At 70.9% G+C, this 16,611-nt stretch carries 11 protein-coding genes and 1 pseudogene; all 12 read left to right on the top strand.

The window, feature by feature from the left end:
• Positions 1-58: 58 nt before the first annotated feature.
• The 12 genes and pseudogenes from ACWGR4_RS37930 (at position 59) to ACWGR4_RS37875 (ending at position 16,590) form a co-directional block, all read left to right on the top strand.
• Positions 59-1,627: a DUF2079 domain-containing protein gene (locus tag ACWGR4_RS37930; protein WP_379995176.1), complete on the top strand. Its 1,569-nt coding sequence runs from the start codon at positions 59-61 to the stop codon at positions 1,625-1,627.
• Between the two features lie 568 nt (positions 1,628-2,195).
• Positions 2,196-4,949 carry a putative bifunctional diguanylate cyclase/phosphodiesterase gene (locus ACWGR4_RS37925; RefSeq protein WP_452129440.1) on the top strand — a complete coding sequence of 918 codons (2,754 nt, stop codon included), beginning with the start codon at positions 2,196-2,198 and terminating at the stop codon, positions 4,947-4,949.
• Between the two features lie 288 nt (positions 4,950-5,237).
• Positions 5,238-7,010: pseudogene (locus ACWGR4_RS37920) on the top strand (acetolactate synthase large subunit); the annotation flags it as partial.
• A gap of 43 nt (positions 7,011-7,053) precedes the next feature.
• On the top strand, positions 7,054-7,581 hold the full coding sequence (gene ilvN, locus ACWGR4_RS37915; RefSeq protein WP_020556335.1) for an acetolactate synthase small subunit: 528 nt from the start codon (positions 7,054-7,056) through the stop codon (positions 7,579-7,581).
• Between the two features lie 142 nt (positions 7,582-7,723).
• Positions 7,724-8,722: a ketol-acid reductoisomerase gene (ilvC, locus tag ACWGR4_RS37910; protein WP_078979205.1), complete on the top strand. Its 999-nt coding sequence runs from the start codon at positions 7,724-7,726 to the stop codon at positions 8,720-8,722.
• A gap of 149 nt (positions 8,723-8,871) precedes the next feature.
• Entirely contained in the window at positions 8,872-9,252 is a 381-nt protein-coding gene (locus ACWGR4_RS37905; protein WP_452129441.1) for a WXG100 family type VII secretion target, read from the top strand.
• A 2-nt stretch (positions 9,253-9,254) separates the two neighbouring features.
• The gene (locus tag ACWGR4_RS37900; protein WP_452129442.1) at positions 9,255-11,411 is read left to right on the top strand and encodes a hypothetical protein; all 2,157 of its coding nucleotides are present in this window, start codon (positions 9,255-9,257) and stop codon (positions 11,409-11,411) included.
• A 483-nt stretch (positions 11,412-11,894) separates the two neighbouring features.
• Positions 11,895-12,410 (top strand): SigE family RNA polymerase sigma factor, encoded by a 516-nt coding sequence (locus tag ACWGR4_RS37895; protein ID WP_379995184.1) that lies wholly within the window; start codon positions 11,895-11,897, stop codon positions 12,408-12,410.
• 261 nt (positions 12,411-12,671) lie between these two features.
• Positions 12,672-14,375 carry a protein phosphatase 2C domain-containing protein gene (locus tag ACWGR4_RS37890; RefSeq protein WP_452129443.1) on the top strand — a complete coding sequence of 568 codons (1,704 nt, stop codon included), beginning with the start codon at positions 12,672-12,674 and terminating at the stop codon, positions 14,373-14,375.
• 55 nt (positions 14,376-14,430) lie between these two features.
• Positions 14,431-15,261 carry a hypothetical protein gene (locus tag ACWGR4_RS37885; RefSeq protein WP_078975295.1) on the top strand — a complete coding sequence of 277 codons (831 nt, stop codon included), beginning with the start codon at positions 14,431-14,433 and terminating at the stop codon, positions 15,259-15,261.
• Between the two features lie 31 nt (positions 15,262-15,292).
• A complete protein-coding gene (locus tag ACWGR4_RS37880) occupies positions 15,293-16,117 on the top strand; it encodes an FHA domain-containing protein (RefSeq protein ID WP_379995188.1) in 825 nt (274 codons plus the stop codon).
• Positions 16,118-16,197: 80 nt separating this feature from the next.
• Positions 16,198-16,590 carry an FHA domain-containing protein gene (locus ACWGR4_RS37875; RefSeq protein WP_379995190.1) on the top strand — a complete coding sequence of 131 codons (393 nt, stop codon included), beginning with the start codon at positions 16,198-16,200 and terminating at the stop codon, positions 16,588-16,590.
• Positions 16,591-16,611 lie beyond the last annotated feature (21 nt).

The following is a 16,611-nucleotide window of genomic DNA, read 5'->3' as shown; positions in this document are numbered from 1 at the left end:
GGGCGTGGGGCCGGCACCGATACGGTGTGCCCCGCGCACGCGACCGGGACGGAGAGACATGGACGACAGGGGGATGGCGCACGGCGCTGTTCACGAGCGGTTCGGGGCCTCGGGACCGGCCGCGCCGGGCGATGCGCCAACCGCCCCGGCGGTCGCGGAGGGGGCGATCATCGCCCCCCGATCGAGTGAACACGACCTCCGCCTTCGCACCGTGGTCGAGCGCGCCCGGGACCGGATCGGCCCCGGCGGCCTCCCGTATCTGCTCGCCGCGCTCTTCTTCGCGATCTACACGACCCACTCGCTGCTGCGCCACCGCCGGATGGAGACGCACGCGTACGACCTGGGTCTGTTCGAACAGGTGGTCCGGTCCTACGCGCACTTCGAGGCGCCGGTGTCGGACATCCGCGCGCCCGGGTTCAACGTGCTCGGCGAACACTTCCACCCGATCCTGGCCCTGCTCGGCCCGATCTACCGGATTTTCCCCGGCCCCGGCACGCTGCTGGTGGCCCAGGCGTTCCTGGTCGCGATCTCGGTGGTCCCGATCACCCGGATCGCCGCGCGCGCGTTCGGCGGCCTCGGCGCCGCCGGCGTGGGCATCGCGTACGGGCTGTCCTGGGGCATCCAGTCGGCGATCTCCTTCGACTTCCACGAGATCGCGTTCGCGGTGCCGCTGCTCGCCTTCGGCCTCGACCGGTTCCTGCTCGGCCGGCACATCCAGGCGCTGGCCTGGTGGTTGCCGCTGGTCCTGGTCAAGGAGGACCTGGGGCTGACCCTGGCCGCCGCGGCCGTACCGCTGCTGGTGCTGCGCCGGTGGAAGTTGGCCCTCGTACACGTGCTGATCGGCGTCACCGCGTTCGCGCTGGCGATCTTCGTCCTGCTGCCGGCGATCAATCCCAACGACACCTACGCGTTCTGGGGCAATCTCGACTCGTCCCAGCGCTCCGGCGCGGCCGACCCGTCCACCTCGCTGAGCCAGGTACCGCTCACCGATCTGGTGATCGAACTGCCCAAGTCGATGGTGTTCCCCAGCGTCAAGTGGATGACGCTGTTCATGCTGCTGCTGCCCACGGGGTTCATCGCGCTGCGTTCGCCGCTGGTGGCGATGCTCGCGCCCACCATCCTGTGGCGGTTCACCTCCAGCAACACCTTCTACTGGGGCACCTACTTCCACTACAGCGCGGTACTGATGCCCATCGTGTTCGCCGCGTTCGTGGACGGCGTGGTGAAACTGCGCGCGTCGCATGTGGACTGGCTGCGTCGCTACGCGGTCAAGGCGGCGATCGTGCCGTTGGCGGTGTCGATGGCGTTCGCGCGCGACTTCCCGCTGATGGACCTGCTGCACAAGCGCACCTGGATGGTCCAGGACCGGGTGCACTCCGCGCACAAGGTGCTCGACCGGGTCCCGGACGACGCGACGGTGTCGGCGACGATGAGCTTCTCGCCGCAGTTGACCGCACGTGCGCGGGTGACCGACTTCCCGACGATCCTGCCCGGTCCGGGCTATGCGGCGATCGAGGTGTGGGGCGACAACAAGGACTGGGCCCGGTACTGGATCGCCTACCTGATCGGGCAGGGGTTCACCGAGGTGGCCAGGGAGCCGGGCGCGGTGCTACTCAAGCGGAACTGAGGCCCGGGCCGGCCGACGAGCCTGCGCGAGCCCCCGTCCCGCTCCGCCCGTGAGCCCTCCGCGCCCGTCCGCGCCGGTTCCGCGCTCCGCCGTCCGAGTTCTCCCGCCGCGCCGCCGGTCGCCGGTTCGGGCATCGATCGGTGGTCCCGATCGAGCACCGCCATGCCCTCCGGAGGGCTCCGAATGCCCTCTCGGGGCTCGCGACGGCCCCCGGGCGCTCCCTGAAACTCCCAGGTTTGCCCTGATCAGAGCCCCTCTTTCCGCCCAGTGTCGGGACTTTGTCACAAATGCACGGGAAGGGACTCCCATGCTGGGCATCATTAGTTACTCTGTGTTGAGAAGGACAAGCTCACAGTGACGGGTTGGTGTATCGTCCGAGTCGTGGGGCGTTGAGAGACGCGCACGGTCGGGTGTCGCACCCCCGTCGCGCCGGCGCCGACCGCCCCGCCTCACGGCTGGGTGTGAGGGCCGGTGGTGTGCCGTGAAGCGCCGTGGCGGCGACTTCGGGCAGAGGGGAGTGCGGAATGCCGGGGGACCACTGCCGGAGTGGCCGAGCCACGACGACCCGGTGCGGCTGCTGATCTTGGCCGACACCCCTGCGCAGCGGCAGTTGAAGTACCTGATCGTGCCGCTGTGCCTCGTGTATGCGATCGGTGCGCTCCAGGGCTGGGGCAATCCGACACTGTCGCTTGCGATGGGCGACTTCGGCCTGGCCGCCGCCGCGGCCGTGGCGGCGGTCTCGTGTGCGCTCAAGGCCGTGCACGAGGCCGGCCGGGCCCGGTTGTCCTGGGCGCTGTTCGCGTTCTCCGCCACGATGGTCTCGCTCGGCAACGGTATCTGGGGCTGGTACGAGGTCGTGCTCGGCGTCCCGGTGCCCACGCCGGGGCCGACCGACGTGATCTTCCTGCTGTTCGCGCCGCCCACCATCGTCGGCCTGCTGCTCGTCGCGCAACGCCCGCGCGGGATCGCCGCGTGGACCTGCATGGCCCTGGACGGCTGGCTGATCGCGGGCTCGCTGTTCACCCTCGGGTGGAGCCTGGCGCTGGCCCGCAGTACCAGCGGGGACCGCTCGGACATCATCAAGATCGTGCTCACGCTCGCCTATCCGGTGCTCGACATCCTGATGATCAGCATGGTCCTCGGATTGCGTTTTCGGGCGGGTTCCGGAGATCGCGCGGCGCTGAATCTGGCCCTGGTCGGCCTCGCGGTCACGGTGATGAGCGACGCGCTGTGGACCACCCCCGGGCTGAACAGCGGATATCGCTCCGGCGGCCTGCTCGACGCGGGCTGGTTCGCGGGCAGCCTGCTGCTCGCCATCGCGCCGTGGACGGGCCAGAAGGTCGAGGCGCACGAGCGGCCCCGGCACCGGACCATCTCGATGTTGTCCGCGCTCACCCCGTACATCGCCGCCGCGGTGTGTACCGCCGGTGTGCTCGGCGGCGCGGTGGCCGGCCACGCGCCCGACAAGGTGGTGCTCGGGGTCGGCGCGACCGTGCTGGTCACGCTGGTGCTGCGGCAGGGCATCACGCTGGTCGACAACGTCTTCATGGCCCAGGAGTTGTCCGCCAAGGAGAGCCACTTCCGCTCCCTGGTCCAGGGCTCCAGCGATGTGATCATGATCGCGGCGAGCGACGGCGTGCTCCAGTACGTCAGCCACGCGGTGCGCCGGGTGTACGGGTTCGAGCCCGAGGAACTGGTCGGCACCCGGCTCGAACTACTCATCCACCCGGAGGAGAGCGCCCGGGTGCAGCGCGAGTTGCGGGCGTTTTTGGACGGCACGCTGCCGGCCGGCGAGGCGGACCCGGCGATGGTGCGGGTGGAGTGCCGGATCCGCTCGGCGGGCGGCACCTGGCTGCACACCGAGTCGGCGGTCAACCGCTACGGCGACGGGCTGATCTTCAACAGCCGCGACGTCACCGACCGGATCAAGTTGCAGACCCAGCTCGAACACGACGCCTTCCACGACCGGCTCACCGATCTGCCCAACCGGGCCCTGTTCGAGGATCGGATCCAGCACGCGCTGGCCCAGCGGCGCGGGGTCACCCCCACCATCGCGGTGTTGTTCGTGGACCTGGACGGGTTCAAGGCGGTCAACGACAACTACGGGCACACCGCGGGGGACGAACTGCTCGTCCAGGCCGCGCGCCGGCTGGAACACGCGGTCCGGATCGGCGACACCGTGGCCCGGTTCGGCGGCGACGAGTTCGCCGCGCTCCTGGTCGGCGACCCGAGTCCGCGCGCGATCCGCGAGATCGCCGAGCGGTTGTTGTCCACGCTGTCCGCGCCGTACCGGATCGCCGACGGCGAGGTCCGGGTCGCGGCCAGCATCGGGATCGCCTTCTCCGCGCCCGGGATCGCCCCGGCCGACCTGATGCGGCACGCCGACGCCGCGATGTACCGGGCCAAGGACGGCGGCAAGGGCCGCGTCGAGGTCTACACCCCGGACATGGACGCCGACGTCGAACGCCGGGCGGCCCGGGCCGCGGGCCGCCGACGGGTGGACCGCGACGGGCGGCTGGCCGTGTCGTACCAGCCGGTGGTGGACCTGGACACCGGGCGCGTCCGCGACGTCGAGGCGGCGCTGTGTCGGGTCGAGGACGGCGCGGTGCCGGCCCGGGCCGACCACGTGCGGCTGACCGCGGGGGTCGACGGGCGGTTGTCACCGGTGGGCCGCCGCCTCCTCGAGGAGAGCGCGCTCGCCGCCGCGACCTGGCGCGCGGGCGGCCACGACATCGGTGTCACGGTCGGGCTCGCAGCCCGCCAGTTGACCGGTCCGGGCTTCCTGGAGGTGCTGGAGGAGACGCTGCACGCAGCCGATCTGCCGGCCACCGCGCTCACCCTGGAGATCATCGACAACGTCCTGCCCGACGGCGACGAGTTGTTGCTCGGCCGGATCGCGGTGTTGCGGCGACTGGGCGTGCGGTTGTCGCTGGACGACTTCGGCACCGGGCACTCGTCGCTGACCTACCTGCGCCGACTGCCGGTGGACGCGCTCAAGATCGACCGCTCGTTCGTCGCCGAGGTCGGCACGTGTCCGCATCTGACCGTGCTCACCTCGACGATCGTGCGGCTCGGCCTGGAATCCGGGCTGACCCTGGTGGCGGCGGGCATCGACAGCCACGCCCAGGTCGACATACTCCGCGAAATGGGCTGCCAACAGGGCCAGGGCACGTGGTTCCACCCGGCGGTCCCGGGCGACGCCATCTTCGAAGTCCTGGGCCAAACCCCGTTGGGCAACAGCGCCGTCCGAGGCCCCAGACCCGACCCCCTCCCGGAAGCCCGAACACCCCTCCCCCTACAAGTCCCCCGCCCCCAACCCTGACCCACCCACCACCACCCCGCGTCCCGCCGCCCATGCCCCTCGCTCGCCTGCGGGCTTGATCGAATCTGGACAACGCGTCTCGGATAGTGAGACGTGCGAGGGCTCGGCTTGACACGTATACCGGCGCAGAGGGAGAGTCGCGGGCATGCAGACCCGAATCCTCGTACTTGAGAAGCGCGTGAACTGACCACCGAGTCGGTTCGCGCGCCCCCCTCGCTTGCCTAACGGCACGGGGGGTTTTTTGTTGCAGTCCGACGGGTCCGGGCCTCGCGCCCCACTCGATATGCCGACTTCAGATCGAGAAGAGACGACAGCATGACCGATCAGGTGACAGGAGCCCAAGCGCTGATCCGCTCCCTGGAAGCCGCAGGGGTGGACACGGTCTTCGGCATTCCCGGGGGCGCGATTCTTCCCGCCTACGATCCGATGATGGACTCGACGAAGGTGCGCCACGTCCTGGTCCGGCACGAGCAGGGTGCCGGCCACGCCGCCGAGGGATACGCCCAGGCCACCGGCAAGGTCGGGGTGTGCATGGCCACTTCGGGCCCCGGCGCGACCAACCTGGTGACCCCGATCGCCGACGCGCACATGGACTCGGTCCCGATCGTCGCCATCACCGGCCAGGTGGCCAGCGCCGCGATCGGTACGGACGCCTTCCAGGAGGCGGACATCTGCGGCATCACGATGCCGATCACCAAGCACAACTTCCTGGTCACCGACCCGGCCGAGATCGCGCCCACGATCGCCGCGGCGTTCCACATCGCCTCCACCGGCCGGCCCGGCCCGGTCCTGGTCGACATCTCCAAGGACGCCCTCCAGGCGACCACGGACTTCGTCTGGAACGGCACCCCCGAACTGCCCGGCTACCGCCCGGTCACCCGGCCGCACGCCAAGCAGATCCGCGAGGCCGCCCGGCTGCTCAGCGAGGCCAAGCGCCCGGTCCTGTACGTCGGCGGCGGCGTGCTCAAGGCACACGCGTCGGCCGAGCTGAAGATCCTCGCCGAGCTGACCGGCGCGCCCGTGGTCACCACGCTGATGGCGCTCGGCGCGTTCCCGGACAGCCACCCGCAACACCTGGGCATGCCCGGGATGCACGGCACCGTCGCCGCCGTCACCGCGCTGCAGAAGTCGGACCTGATCTTCGCCCTGGGTGCCCGCTTCGACGACCGGGTCACCGGCCGGCTGGACACCTTCGCGCCGCACGCCACCATCGTGCACGCCGACATCGACCCCGCCGAGATCTCCAAGAACCGCACCGCCGACGTGCCGATCGTCGGCGACGCCCGCGAGGTGATCGCCGACCTGGTGGTCGCGGTCCAGGCCGAGCACGAGGCCGGCCGGTTCGGCGACTACCAGGAATGGTGGACCGCGCTGAACCGCTGGCGCGATACCTACCCGCTGGGCTACGACCTGCCGGCCGACGGCTCGCTGTCGCCGCAGCTGGTGATCGAGCGCCTCGGCGCGATCTCCGGGCCGGACACGATCTTCGCCTCCGGCGTCGGGCAACACCAGATGTGGGCCTCGCAGTTCATCCGCTACGAGAAGCCGTACACCTGGCTCAACTCCGGCGGCGCCGGGACCATGGGTTATTCGGTGCCCGCCGCGATGGGCGCCAAGGCCGGCATGCCGGACACCACGGTGTGGGCGATCGACGGCGACGGCTGCTTCCAGATGACCAACCAGGAACTGGTCACCTGCGCGGTCAACAACATCCCGATCAAGGTCGCCATCATCAACAACGGCACCCTGGGCATGGTCCGCCAGTGGCAGACGCTCTTCTACAACGAGCGCTACTCCAACACCGACCTGCAGAGCCGCCGGCTGCCCGACTTCGTCAAGCTCGCCGAGGCGATGGGCTGCGTCGGACTGCGCTGCGAGAGCCCGGACCAGCTGGACGAGACCATCCACAAGGCGATGTCGATCAACGACGCGCCCGTGGTCATCGACTTCGTCGTCCACCAGGACGCGATGGTGTGGCCGATGGTCGCGGCCGGTTCCTCCAACGACGAGGTCATGGCGGCGCGCGACGTGCGTCCCGACTTCGGCGACTCGGACGACTGAACAGGCCGACAGGGCATCAGGAAGGCATAGGAGTCCAGCGATCATGTCCAAGCACACCCTTTCGGTCCTCGTCGAGAACAAGCCCGGTGTCCTCGCCCGGATCACCGCCCTGTTCTCGCGTCGGGGCTTCAACATCGACTCGCTCGCGGTCGGCACCACCGAGCATCCGGACATCTCCCGGATCACCATCGTGGTCAGCGTGGTCGAGGAACTGCCGCTGGAGCAGGTGACCAAGCAGCTGAACAAGCTGGTCAACGTGCTCAAGATCGTCGAGCTGGACCCGCCCGCGTCGGTGCAGCGCCAACTCCTGCTGGTCAAGGTGCGCGCCGATCACGAGACCCGCTCGCAGGTGGTGGAGATCGTCCAGCTCTTCCGCGCCAAGACGGTCGACGTCTCGCCGGAGGCGGTCACCGTCGAGGCCACCGGCGGCCCCGACAAGCTCGCCGCGATGTTGCGCATGCTGGAGCCGTTCGGCATCAAGGAACTCGTCCAGTCCGGCGTCGTGGCCATCGGCCGCGGCGGCCGCTCGATCACCGACCGCTCGCTGCGGTCGGTGGAGCGCTCGGCCTGACACCGGCTCGGCCGGACCCCCCAACCCCCGGTCCGGCACGGTCCACATTGCAGACCGCGGACCCGCGGCCCGCTCGTGATTTGGGAAGATGACGAGCGGGGCGTGGCCCCCGGAAACACCCGTCTTGAAGGAGAACCCCGAAGTGGCCGAGCTGTTCTACGACGACGACGCCGACCTGTCCATCATTCAGAACCGCAAGGTCGCGGTGCTCGGCTACGGCAGCCAGGGCCACGCCCACGCGTTGTCCCTGCGGGACTCCGGCGTCGACGTGCGGGTCGGTCTGCTGGAGGGCTCGAAGAGCCGGACCAAGGCCGAGGAGGCCGGTCTGCGCGTGGTCACCCCCGCCGAGGCCGCCGCCGAGGCGAGCGTCATCATGATCCTCACCCCGGACCCGGTCCAGGCCAAGGTCTACGCGGAGGCCGTGGAGCCCAACCTCCAGGACGGCGACGCGCTGTTCTTCGGGCACGGCTTCAACATCCGGTTCGGCTTCATCAAGCCGCCGGCCAACATCGACGTGTGCATGGTCGCCCCCAAGGGCCCGGGCCACCTCGTGCGCCGGCAGTACGAAGAGGGTCGCGGCGTGCCGTGCATCGTCGCGGTCGAGCAGGACGCGTCGGGCCAGGCCCTCGCGCTCGCGCTCTCCTACGCGAAGGGCATCGGCGGCACCCGCGCCGGCGTGATCAAGACCACCTTCACCGAGGAGACCGAGACCGACCTGTTCGGCGAGCAGGCGGTGCTCTGTGGTGGCGCCTCGGCGCTGGTCAAGGCGGGCTTCGAGACCCTGGTCGAGGCCGGCTACCAGCCGGAGATCGCCTACTTCGAGTGCATGCACGAGCTGAAGCTGATCGTCGACCTCATGTACGAGGGCGGCCTGGAGAAGATGCGCTGGTCGGTCTCCGAGACCGCCGAGTGGGGCGACTACATCACCGGCCCCCGGATCATCACCGCCGACACCAAGGCGGAGATGAAGAAGGTCCTCGCCGAGATCCAGGACGGCTCGTTCGCGACCGCGTGGATGGCGGAGTACGAGGCGGGTCTGCCCAAGTACAAGGAGTACGTGAAGGCGGACGCCGAGCACAAGCTGGAGACCACCGGCAAGGAGCTGCGCAAGATGATGAGCTGGGTGACCAACGAGGCCTGATCCTCGACGAGTTGCCCGCCACACGGCGGCATGGGTGCCCCGGACCGGATCGGTCCGGGGCACTTTCCGGATCGGGCCCTCGCCGTTCACGCGGGCTTCACCACGCGTCGGTTTCGAGCGCCATCCGGGGATCGCTTGACTCGGCGATCATGAGTGATCCCTCGAAGATCCGCACCGTACTGAACCCCGATATGCCGCAGAGCGTGATCCCGCCCGGCAACGGCGGCACCACCGGTCCGAACGACAAGACCAAGGTCGAGGCGGGACAACTGCGGGCCTCCGCCAAGACGTTGCACGTGGCCGCCGGCGAGGTGAACACCCTACGGTCGGTGCCGGACGCACTGAGTGCCAGGACCGCGTTTGCCGGGTGGCAGTTGGCCGCCCCGCTGACCACCGCGCGGTGGAAGGACCAGATCACGCGGCTGACCGCCGATCTGGGCGAGATCTCCGACGGGCTGTACTCGATCGCCGAAAACTACGACCGCAACGAGCACGCCGTCACCATCTCCCTTGCCGGGAAGGTGAGTTGACCGTGGTCGGCTTTGCCCAGCTGCGCGACCTGCGGACCGAGGCGCTACGCGAATCGGCCCAGGAGTTCTACGACTTCGCGTCCTGGTTGGACCACAACCAGCAGCTGATCCGGGTCGACGCGAGGGCGTTGACGGTCACCGGTGAGTGGGACGGGCCCTCCGCCAAGGCCACGCTGGCCCGATACCGTGGCCTGGACGAGGTGTTCGAGGGCGGCAAGACCGAACTCCGGGCGATCTGTGCGATCCTGCGCGACGCGGCGGACGACATCGGCGGGGCGAAGAAGCGGCTGACCGACGCGATCGCCGACGCCCAGGCACACGAGTTGACGGTGGCGAACGACGGCTCGCTCACGTGGGGACCGCTCAAGGCGCAGGGGCACCAGCCGGATCCGCAGGACATCGAGGCGCACACGAACCGGATGCGGGGACTGGCGGAGGAGTTCCGGCACAGGTTCGAGAGCGCGCTCGACGACGCGACCGACGCCGACGCGCGGGCCGCCTCGGCGCTCAAGGGCGACATCGGTACCAGCGGCACCTCGTTCAACGCGAACGCGGTCGGCGGCGGCGAACTGCCGGACTCGATCCGTGCCGCGGAGTTGGCCAAGCGGGTCGATTCGCTGACGCCGGAGGAGATCGAGGAGTTGCGCAACCTCCTGCACGGCAACGAGAAGTCGTCGATCTTCGCCACCAACCTGCTGAACACCCTGGGCCCCGAAGGGCTGTTGCAGCTCGAGACCGACGTGGTGAACAAGGGCCGGAACGGGACCGGCGTCAACATTCCCGAATCCACCATCGCCAAACTGCGCGCGATCCAGGACTCGCTGGGTGCCAACCTGGCCACCGCCACGCAGTCCACCGGTCAGCCGCACGTGACGCAGACCTGGATCGACGGGCTCAAGGCGGCCGGCCGCAAGTCCTACGAACTCCGGGACATCCCCAAGCACCACCTCGCCGGATACCAGCTGATCGGCAACTGGCTGCACCAGGGGGACTGGGACACGCGGTTCCTCGCCGACGTGGGCAAGGACATGGTCGCCTTCGACCGGGACGGCTACCACCCGCACGAGCCCGTCCCGCTGACGTCCGACCGTTTCCCGGTACTGGCCGCGGCGATGGGACCCGACGGGCACGACCTCGATCAGCTGTCCGGTCTGATGCACGCGCTCGGGCGCGATCCGAGCGCCGCCGAGCAGGTCTTCGACCCGAAGTCGGGCGACAACCTGCACTACCTGATGAAGCAGCGGGACTGGGGCAACGAGACCGGGCCCGGCTCGCCGGCCGACCTGTTCGGCCAGGCGTTCGAGGCTGCCACCACCGGGCATCCGGCGGGCACGACCACGGGCGGCGCGCACACCGAGGCGGGCGCGCGGATCTTCGCCGACGCGATGCACACCGTGGGTCAGGAGGGCCCCGGCGGGCACTTCGCCGACTACCGGGACAGTGTCACCAACGCGGTGGCCTCGTACATGCCCGACATCCACAACGAGTTGCGCAACGACCGCGCGGGCGGATCCTCGGGCCCGGACCCGCTGTTCCCGAACTCGGGCGAGGCTCGGGCCGTGTTCCTCGGCGGAACCCCCGACCACGACCTGATGCGCACCATGGCGGTCCTCGCCGAGGACCCCAGGGCGTTCCGGCAGATGGCCGACGCCGAACACGCCTTCATCGCGGTCGGCCTGGAACGCATCTCGACCGGCAATCCGCCCGCCGGCATCTCCGCCGACCAACATCTGGCCGACTCGGCCCAGGTGGTCGGCATGCTGGACGAGGTGCGCACCGAGGCGATGCGGCACCAGCAGGTGGTCGGCGACAAGGAGTACAACGACCAGACCACCTGGACCGGCAAGGGCGCCGCCAACGTGGTCGCCGGCGCGGTCAAGATGAGCCCGCTGCCGACCATGGTCGCCGAGCCGCTGTCCCGGGTGGTCACCTTGACCGCCGACTACGCCGCGCAGCACAGCGAGGTGGACACCTCGGCACAGGCCGACCGCGAGATCGCCGACCAACACGCGTGGGGGCGCGGCTACATGCAGCAGATCGCCGCCGACTGGGCGCACACACACGGTCGGGACCACGAACTGCCCGGCTACGACACCACCTCGAACGTCAACTTCACCGTCGGCAAGGACCGGGCCAGGGAGGCGATGGGCCGGCCGTGAGGGCGATCCGCCCGACCGACCACGCGACCGCGCGCCCGGGCGCAACCCCCGCGCGCCGGCGCGCGTGTGCACCGTACCGGACGTGTCACACGGCCCGGCAGGGTGAGTGACGGGGGATGCGCGACCATGACCGAGGAGGAGGCGATCGCCGGTGTGTTCGGCGCGCTCGAACGTGATGTGGGTCGCCTCCTCGCCGCCGCTCCGGGCGCCGGGCGCCCCTCGATCCGGACGCTGTGCGCCCGGCGCAGGCGCATGCGCCGGGCGCTGTTCGGCGCCGGTCTGACGGTGACGCTGGTATGCCTCGCCGGGACTCGGTTGGCCGGTACACGGAACCGATCACTGCTTCGCGTGCGTGGGTGGGGGAGAGAAACCCGGGCCGGGGATTCGGCGACCCGAACCGGGATCGGATGCCCGCCCGGGGCCGGATAAAGTACCGGGTCACGGCAGGACGAAACACGCCGCGACGGGACGCGGGGGAACACAATGGGACGGGACAAGGGCGATCGCCCCGATTTCGACGTGTTCTACGCGGAGAGCCACGGCGCCCTGGTCGCCCACCTGTACGCGCTGACCGGGGATCTCGGCGAGGCCCAGGAGGCCGCGCAGGAGGCCTACATCCGGGCCTGGAAGGACTGGGACCGGATCAGCTCGTACGAGAACCCGGTCGCCTGGATCAGGCTCGTCGGCCAGCGCATTGCGGTCAGCCGCTGGCGGCGCACCCGGACCGCGCTCAAGAGTTGGATCCGGCACGGTCCGGACCGCGACCTGCCCGCGCCGGGCCCCGAATCGGTCGCGCTGGTCACCGCGTTGCGGCAGATCCCCGAGGCGCAGCGGCGCGCGGTGGTGATGCACCACATGGGCGGCCTGTCGGTCGCCGAGATCGCCGCGCACGAGGGGGCGCCGGAGGGGACCATCAAGGCCCGCCTCTCGCGCGGCCGGGCCGCGCTCGCGGGGCTGCTCGCGGACGGCTCGGAAGCGGTCCGGACCGGGCCTTCCTGAACTCGTGTGCGAACCCCGCGTCGAACCCGTGTGCGCGTCGGGTGTCGGTGCGCGCCGGCCGGGCGCCGTGCCGGGGCGCGCGCGGGGGACCGTCGCCCGCGCGATCCGGATGCGTCGAAGCCGGCGGATCCGGGAAACCCGAAGGAATTGGCCTCCGGTTCACATGCCACCGGTGCATTCGAGGCAGCATGCTTGAACGAGGCAGTGCTATCGCCGCACCGGACTTGCCGTTCCGGTCCGACATCGTGGAGCGTGAGACACATGAGGGGCAGAGGGGACTCGGGTCGGGAGACGACCGTGCCGGCTCGCGGTGGCTTCCCGGAACGGACGCTGCGGCAGGACGAGTTGCGCGCGGAGCGGCCGGCCGTGGTCGACGACGACATCTTCGGTGACCTCTACCTCGACTTCGAGGACGCGCCGACCCGGGCGCCGGTCGCACCGGAGCCCGCGGCCGAACCGGTCGTCGAGGCACGGGCGCCGCGGGGGTTCGACGACACCTTCGCGGACGGGACGGACGATCCGCCGGCCCCGGCGGACCGGCCGGAATTCGACCACGACGCCGAACCGGCGCAGCGGCCGGATCCCGACCACGCGCCGACCGCGGTCGGCGAGCACGACGGCGCGGCGCGGGCGGCATCCCCGTGGGACCGGGCGCCCCGACCGGCCGAGACCTTCGAGGCCGAGGGGGAGGCCGCCGAGCCCGCGCCCGACCCGGTGCCGCACACGGTGACCCCGCCCGCGGTGGGCGCGCAGTCCCGGGCCGCGGCGGTGCCCCCGCCGCCCACGATCGCCGCCGCCGGCTCCACCGACACCACGGTCCCCGCCGCGCACGCGGTGCCGCCCCCGCCCTCGGTGCCGCCGATGCCCACGGAGCCGCCGCGCGTGCCGGAGCCGCCGCACACGCCCGAGGCGGCCCGCGTGCCGCAGACGCCCTACGCACCCGACGCGGCGCGCGTACCCGAAACGCCCCACGCTCCGGAGGCGGCCCCGACGCCCGACTCGCAGACCGAACTGCTACCGGTCGCCGTGCCCGCCGCCGACGCCGTCGAGGAGCCCGACGAACTCGACGTGCCCACCACCTCGCGCAGCGACAGCCTGCGCCGCGCCGAGGCGACCGAGGAGGAGATCCGCGCCCGCAGCGGGCCGCCGCTCGGCGTGCAGGCGTCCGCCTGGTCCACCTCCTCCCACCCCGGCCGCCGCCGGGCCGCCCGCCGCGAACGGCGCGGCCTGGGCCCGGAGCTGACCGCCCGGGACAACGACGACCGCTACGCCGCGACGGGCGAGGTGTTCATCGTCGCCGACGGCCTCGGCGGCCACCCCGCCGGTTGGTACGCGGCCGACGTCGCGGTCCGCACCCTGGTGTCCGAACTCGCCGCCGCCGACCTGGCCGCGGGCTGGAGCGACCGGCTCGGCGCGGCGATCGCGGTGGCCGACCTGGCGGTGCGCCGGCACGGGGTCGCGCAGTACGAGGGCATGCGCACCACCGTGGTGGCCGCCGTCCTGCAACACGGCCGGCTGCACCTGGCCGGCTGCGGCGACAGCGTGTGCTGGCTGGTCCGCGGCGGTCGGGCGTTCCGGCTCACCGAACAGGGCAACGCCGCGGAGTTCGGCCGCCCCTGGCTGCTCACCTCCACCCCCCTCGGCGGCTCCCAGGCGCCCGAACCCGAATTGCAACGCATCGAACTGCACCCCGGGGACCGTGTGGTCCTCGCCACGGACGGCGTCGGCCACCTACCCGACGAAACGGTCGCCGACCTGGTGCACGGCGACCCCTTCCACGCCGCAACGACCTTGACCAGGACGGCCGTCGAGAGCGGTGACGACGACGCCACGGCGGTCGTGGTCGAATGCGACGCACTGCCCGTTCCGGAAGGTCATCGCTCCGGCGCCGACCCCAGGGAACAATCGGAGGATGCGTCGGGTACCCCCGGGGCCCTACGGTCGGACGGCGGAACGGCCTGGTGACGGTTCACCGGGCGAAGATGGGCGATGCCCCAGGGCGGGGCACGAGACCGGACGGATGGCGATGCTCGAACTGATCCTCACCGTGGCGACGTCGGACGACGCCGACCAGCAGGAGTCGGACCTGGCCCGGCCGCGCACGGTGAAGGTGCAAAGCGAGCCCGGCAAGAAGATCGCGATCGGCCGGGACCCGTCGCGCTGTGGCCTGGTCACGCCGAAGGACTGGCGTTTCGTATCGCGCGTGCACCTGGAGTTCGTCTACTCCCTGGAACGCGGCTGGAGCGTGGAATGGCTCCAGGGTTCGCATCCGCGCCCGGTGGCGCTGGTCCAGATCGACCGCGAGGGCGTGTCCGAACCGGTGCCCTACGGCGCGACGCTGCCGCTGGGTTCGCTGCGCCCGGGCCGGGTGGTGGTCACCGACCTCGCCCGGCGACGCCGGGTCCTGGTGGAGTGGCGGGTGTCCCTGCCGCAACGCCCCGGCGAGGAGCCGACCGAGCCGGACGTCGGCGTGCCCGAGACCCAGGACGTCGCGCCGTTCGTGCTGCAGAACCGCCTCTCCGAGACGGAGATGGAGGTGCTGGCCGCGCTGTCCTGCGACTGGGTGCACGGCCGTCCGGTCAAACGCGCCAAGTCGACCAAGGAACTGTGCGACCTGCTGCACCTGTCCGCCGCCACGGTCGAGCGGTACAAGACCAAGTTGCGTCGCGAGTTCTACAGCTCCGGCCTGTGCCCGGAGTTGAACTCCCTGCTCGGTCCGAACTACCTCGACACCGTGCGGCACGTGCACGGCGGCTGGGACCTGATAGCGCAGACGGCGGTCACCCACGGAATAACGGGACGCGGTCCGTGTCCGTGTGGTGCCGACGCCCCGCACGCGGGTACCAGGTGAGCGGTGGGACCCGGGAGGGGGCGAGGGGAAAATGCTCGAACTGAACATGTCGTTCACGGCGTTGCAGGACGGCCGCGAGGCGGAACGTGATCCGCTGCCGAGCCCCAAGAGCGTGCGCACGCCCGCCGTGGCGGGCGCGCGGGTGTTCGTGGGCCGCGATCCCAGCACGTGTCGACCGCTGCTGACCCCGCACGACTGGCTGTTCGTCTCCCGCAAGCACCTCGTGTTCGAGTACAGCGAGGACCGCGGCTGGACGGTGGAATGGCCGCGCGGGACACGGGACACACCGGTGGCGATCGTGCGGATCAAGCGCGGCGAGACCTCGCAGGACATGCCGTACGGTGCGATCCTGCCGCTGCCGGCGCGGACCAGCGGCAGCATCCTGGTCAGCGATCTGGCCCGCCGACGCAGCGTGGTGCTCGCGTGGCGCGCGATGCAGCCGATCCGGCCGTCGGACTCGGGCGGTATCGGGTTCGGCGGCATCCAGGACACGATCGACGTGGGCCCGGATCAGTTGCGCGCCAAGCTGCAGGGGGTGCGTCTTGAGGTGCTGGCGGCGATGTCGTGCGACTGGATCCACGGCCGGGCCACCAAGCGTCCGCGCACCACCGACGAGTTGTGCGAGATGTTGTACATGGCCAAGGCCACGGTCGAGCGCTGCAAGACCGAATTGCGCAGGGATTTCTACAGTTCGGAGCTTTGCCCCGAGCTGAACCATCTGTTGGGACCCGACTACCTGGACACCACGCCGCACGTCCACGGCGGGTGGGACCTGATCGCGCAGACCGCGGTCGTCTGCGGCATTGTGGGTGGCGAACCGTGCCCGTGCGCCCGGCGCGGCGGTTCGATCGACTGAACGGCGGGCCGGCCCGAGGGGTGGGACGGCACGGGGGACGGACCGAGGATCTGACGACCAGGAGCGTGGGGGAGGAACCGGTGCTCGATCTCAACATGGCGTCGACGTCGGGGGCGGACGACGCGGCGACGGTTGCCATGCTGATGGCAAGCGCGCCGAGCCGGCCGGGGGCGACGTTGGCGGTCGGTCGCGACGCGACCCGCTGCCACCTCGTGACACCGGCCGACTGGCTGTTCGTGTCCAGGGTGCATCTCGAATTCCAGTGTGGCGACGACGGCGTCTGGTGGGTCACCTGGCGGCGCGGCTCGCAGGACGCGCCGGTGGCCGAGGTACAGGTCGACGACGGCGAAGCGCGCCTGCTGCCCTACGGCGGCACCGCGCCGCTGCCCCGGCCCGGGTCCGGCGAGGTGGTCATCCTCGACCTCAACGGGCAGCGCCGGGTCACCATCGGCTGGTTCCTGGCGGCCGACTGAGCACCGCCCCGGGTCGCCCGG

The sequence above is a fragment of the Embleya sp. NPDC055664 genome, from assembly GCF_053618075.1.
Note: the sequence above shows the minus strand (reverse complement) of the source record. Positions and strands in the feature narration are given on the sequence as shown.

Excerpts from the sequence above, each read along its gene's own strand:
- ACWGR4_RS37895 (WP_379995184.1), top strand. The coding sequence starts at position 11,895 with ATGGGACGGGACAAGGGCGATCGCCCCGATTTCGACGTGTTCTACGCG.
- ACWGR4_RS37890 (WP_452129443.1), top strand. The coding sequence starts at position 12,672 with ATGAGGGGCAGAGGGGACTCGGGTCGGGAGACGACCGTGCCGGCTCGC.
- ACWGR4_RS37905 (WP_452129441.1), top strand. The coding sequence starts at position 8,872 with ATGAGTGATCCCTCGAAGATCCGCACCGTACTGAACCCCGATATGCCG.
- ACWGR4_RS37880 (WP_379995188.1), top strand. The coding sequence starts at position 15,293 with ATGCTCGAACTGAACATGTCGTTCACGGCGTTGCAGGACGGCCGCGAG.
- ilvN (WP_020556335.1), top strand. The coding sequence starts at position 7,054 with ATGTCCAAGCACACCCTTTCGGTCCTCGTCGAGAACAAGCCCGGTGTC.
- ACWGR4_RS37885 (WP_078975295.1), top strand. The coding sequence starts at position 14,431 with ATGGCGATGCTCGAACTGATCCTCACCGTGGCGACGTCGGACGACGCC.
- ACWGR4_RS37930 (WP_379995176.1), top strand. The coding sequence starts at position 59 with ATGGACGACAGGGGGATGGCGCACGGCGCTGTTCACGAGCGGTTCGGG.